The following is a 3,256-nucleotide window of genomic DNA, read 5'->3' on the forward strand; positions in this document are numbered from 1 at the left end:
CGGGCGCCGGCTGGTTCCCACCGAACTGGGCGAGCGTGTAGGGGAGTCGGGCGGTTCTGGCGGGTTGAGCGCTGAGCCGGCTTCTGAGTCTGGGTCCGGGGACGGATCGCTCTCGCAGTCGTCTGTGCCTTCTGGGTGGGTGCCGTCGGGGTCGGTGTTGGTGACGGGTGGTACGGGTGCGTTGGGTGCTCGGGTTGCTCGGTGGGTTGTTGAGCGTGGTGCGGGTCATGTGGTGTTGACGAGTCGTCGTGGGGTGGATGCTCCGGGCGCCAGCGGGTTGTGTGCGGAGTTGGAGGCTCTGGGTGCGCGGGTGACGGTGGCTGCGTGTGATGTGGCGGATCGTGATGCGCTGGCCGCGGTGGTGGAGGGGGTTCCGGAGGATCTGCCGCTGACCGCCGTCATCCACACCGCAGGCGTCGTAGAGGACAACACCAGCGTCGAAGCCCTCCAGCCGGATCAATTGGACCGGCTGCTACAGGCGAAGATGACGGCGGCCTGGCATTTGCACGAGTTGACTCGTGATCTCGGTCTGGATGCGTTCGTGCTGTTCGGTTCCGGTGCGGCCAGTTGGGGCAGCGGTGGCCAGCCCGCGTATGCGGCGGCGAATGCGTACTTGGACGGGCTGGCTCAGTACCGGCGGGGTCAGGGGCTGCCGGCGACGTCGTTCGCCTGGGGCGCCTGGGGTGCCGCGGGTATGGCCACGCAGGAAGAAGGCGCCGAACAGCTCCGTCGGCGCGGAGTCTTCCCCATGGAGCCGGAGTTGGCGTTGTGGGTGCTGGGTGAGGCGGTGTCTGAGGGCCGGTCGTTGTTGACGGTGACGAATACGGACTGGGAGTTGTTCGCGCCGAGTTTCACTGCGGAGCGTTCCAGTGCGTTGTTGTCGGAGATTCCGCAGGTGCGGCGTGCGCTGGCCGGTCCGCAGGACGGTGCCGGTGAGGGGGCCGGTGCCGGTGAGGGCGGTGGGTCGGGTCTGAGGGCGCGGCTTGCGGGGCTGTCGGAGGCGGAACGCTCGCGTGAGCTGCTGGAGTTGGTACGCACACACGCAGCCGCCGCCCTGGGCTATCAGGATGCGGAGGCTCTTCCGGCCAACCGTGCTTTCCGGGATGTGGGTTTCGACTCCGTGATCGCCGTGGAGCTGCGTAACCGGCTCAAGCGCGCCACCGGAATGCCCCTGCCCGCGACCCTGATCTTCGACCACCCCAACCCCACAGCACTCGCCAAGTACATCCGGAGCCAACTCCTCCCGGACGTACCCGCAGCCGACGATGCCGCGGACGACCCGGAAGCGCAGATCAAGGAAACCCTCGCGTCCATCCCCGTCAGCCGCCTGCGCAAGGCCGGTCTTCTCGACCTGGTGCTGCAACTCGCCGACGAGGACGGAGAAGCCGCCGACGAACCGGCGTCCACGGCTTCCACATCGATCGAGGACATGGACGCGGAGAGCCTGCTGCGGCTCGCCAGCGAGAACAGCAACCCCGAGAACTGACGGCGATCTAAGGAAACCTGATGACCTCCTCCGATAACCAGTACGTCGAGGCTCTGCGGTCGTCCTTGAAGGAGATCGACCGGCTGCGGAAGCAGAACCAGCAACTCATCGCGGCCGCCGTCGAGCCGATCGCCGTCGTGGGCATGGGCTGCCGCTACCCCGGCGGTGTCAGCACGCCGGAGGAGCTGTGGCAGCTCGTCGCCGAAGGCCGCGAAGGCATCTCGGGCTTTCCCACCGACCGTGGCTGGGACCTCGACGCGATCGACAGCACCGCACGTGAAGGCGGATTCCTCAGCGACCCGGCCTCGTTCGACGCTGAGTTCTTCGGGATCGCCCCGCGCGAGGCCGTCGTGATGGACCCGCAGCAGCGGCTACTGCTGGAGACGTCCTGGGAGGCGTTCGAGCGCGCCGGCATCAGCCAGGACGCTCTGAGGGGCAGCCAGACAGGCGTCTTCATGGGCACCACCGCTCAGGACTACGCCGACCTCCTCGCCTCCTCCACCGAAGACGTCGGCCTCTACGCCACCACGGCCTTCGCCGCGAGTGTGCTCTCCGGCCGCATCTCCTACCTGCTCGGCCTGGAGGGGCCGGCGGTGACGGTGGACACGGCGTGCTCGTCGTCGCTGGTGGCCATGCATCTGGCGTCGCAGGCCCTTCGGCAGGGCGAGTGCGACCTGGCCCTCGCGGGCGGCGTGGCCGTGATGTCCACACCGAGCGGATTCGCCGCGTTCACCTCGCAGGGCGGACTCGCACCGGACGGACGCTGCAAGGCCTTCTCCGACGCCGCCGACGGCACCGGCTGGTCCGAGGGCGCCGGCGTCGTCCTGCTGGAACGCCTTTCGGACGCACAGCGCAAGGGGCACAACATCCTTGCGGTGCTGCGTGGTTCGGCTATCAATCAGGACGGTGCGTCGAACGGTCTGACGGCGCCGAACGGTCCGTCGCAGCAGCGGGTCATCCGGCAGGCGCTGGAGAACGCGGGTCTTTCCCCGTCCGACGTGCATGCCGTCGAGGCGCATGGCACCGGCACGTCGCTCGGCGACCCGATCGAGGCACAGGCTCTGCTGGCGACGTACGGGCAGGAGCGCGAACATCCCCTGCGGCTCGGCTCGATCAAGTCCAACATCGGCCACCCCCAGGGAGCGGCCGGTGTCGCAGGCGTCATCAAGATGGTGATGTCCCTGCGGGAAGGGCTCCTTCCCAAGACACTGCATGCGGACGAGCCCTCCGGGAACGTCGACTGGAGCGCAGGCGCCGTCGAACTCCTCACGGAGGCAGCCGACTGGCCCGAGGCGGACGGCCCGCGCCGCGCCGGCGTCTCGGCCTTCGGCGTGAGCGGTACCAACGCGCATGTGATTCTGGAGCAGGCTCCCGAGGTGGAGGCGGCCTCGGCTGAGGATCAAGTGGTCGACGGGGGACGGTCGTTGGTGCCTGCGGTGGTTCCGTGGGTGGTGTCGGGCCGGTCTGAGGCGGCGTTGGGTGCGCAGCTTGATGCGCTGTCGTCTTTTGTGGCGGCGCGTCCGGAGTACTCGCGGGTTGACGTGGGGTTTTCGTTGGCTGCCTCACGGTCGGTGTTCGAGCATCGTGCGGTGCTGCTGGCGTCGGACGAGGGCGTCGTCGAGGCTGCGCGGGGCGTGGCGTCGTCTGACCCGGGCGTGCTGGCGGTGGTCTTCTCCGGTCAGGGCAGTCAACGTCTCGGTATGGGCCGGGAGTTGTACGAGCGCTTCTCNCTTCTCCGTCTTCGCCGAGGCTTTCGATGCGGTGCTGGCG

Annotated in this window: 2 protein-coding genes; both read left to right on the forward strand. The window is 68.5% G+C overall.

What is annotated here, in order from left to right; genetic code table 11:
• Nucleotides 1-160 precede the first annotated feature (160 nt).
• The gene (locus AN218_RS05220; protein WP_244900284.1) at nucleotides 161-1,486 is read left to right on the forward strand and encodes a beta-ketoacyl reductase; all 1,326 of its coding nucleotides are present in this window, start codon (nucleotides 161-163) and stop codon (nucleotides 1,484-1,486) included.
• Nucleotides 1,487-1,506: 20 nt separating this feature from the next.
• Nucleotides 1,507-3,256, forward strand: a 1,750-nt coding sequence (locus tag AN218_RS05225) for a type I polyketide synthase (protein WP_141747476.1), incomplete at its 3' end; no start/stop codon positions are given.

This window comes from Streptomyces nanshensis, from assembly GCF_001751255.1.
GTDB classification, from domain to species: domain Bacteria; phylum Actinomycetota; class Actinomycetes; order Streptomycetales; family Streptomycetaceae; genus Streptomyces; species Streptomyces nanshensis_A.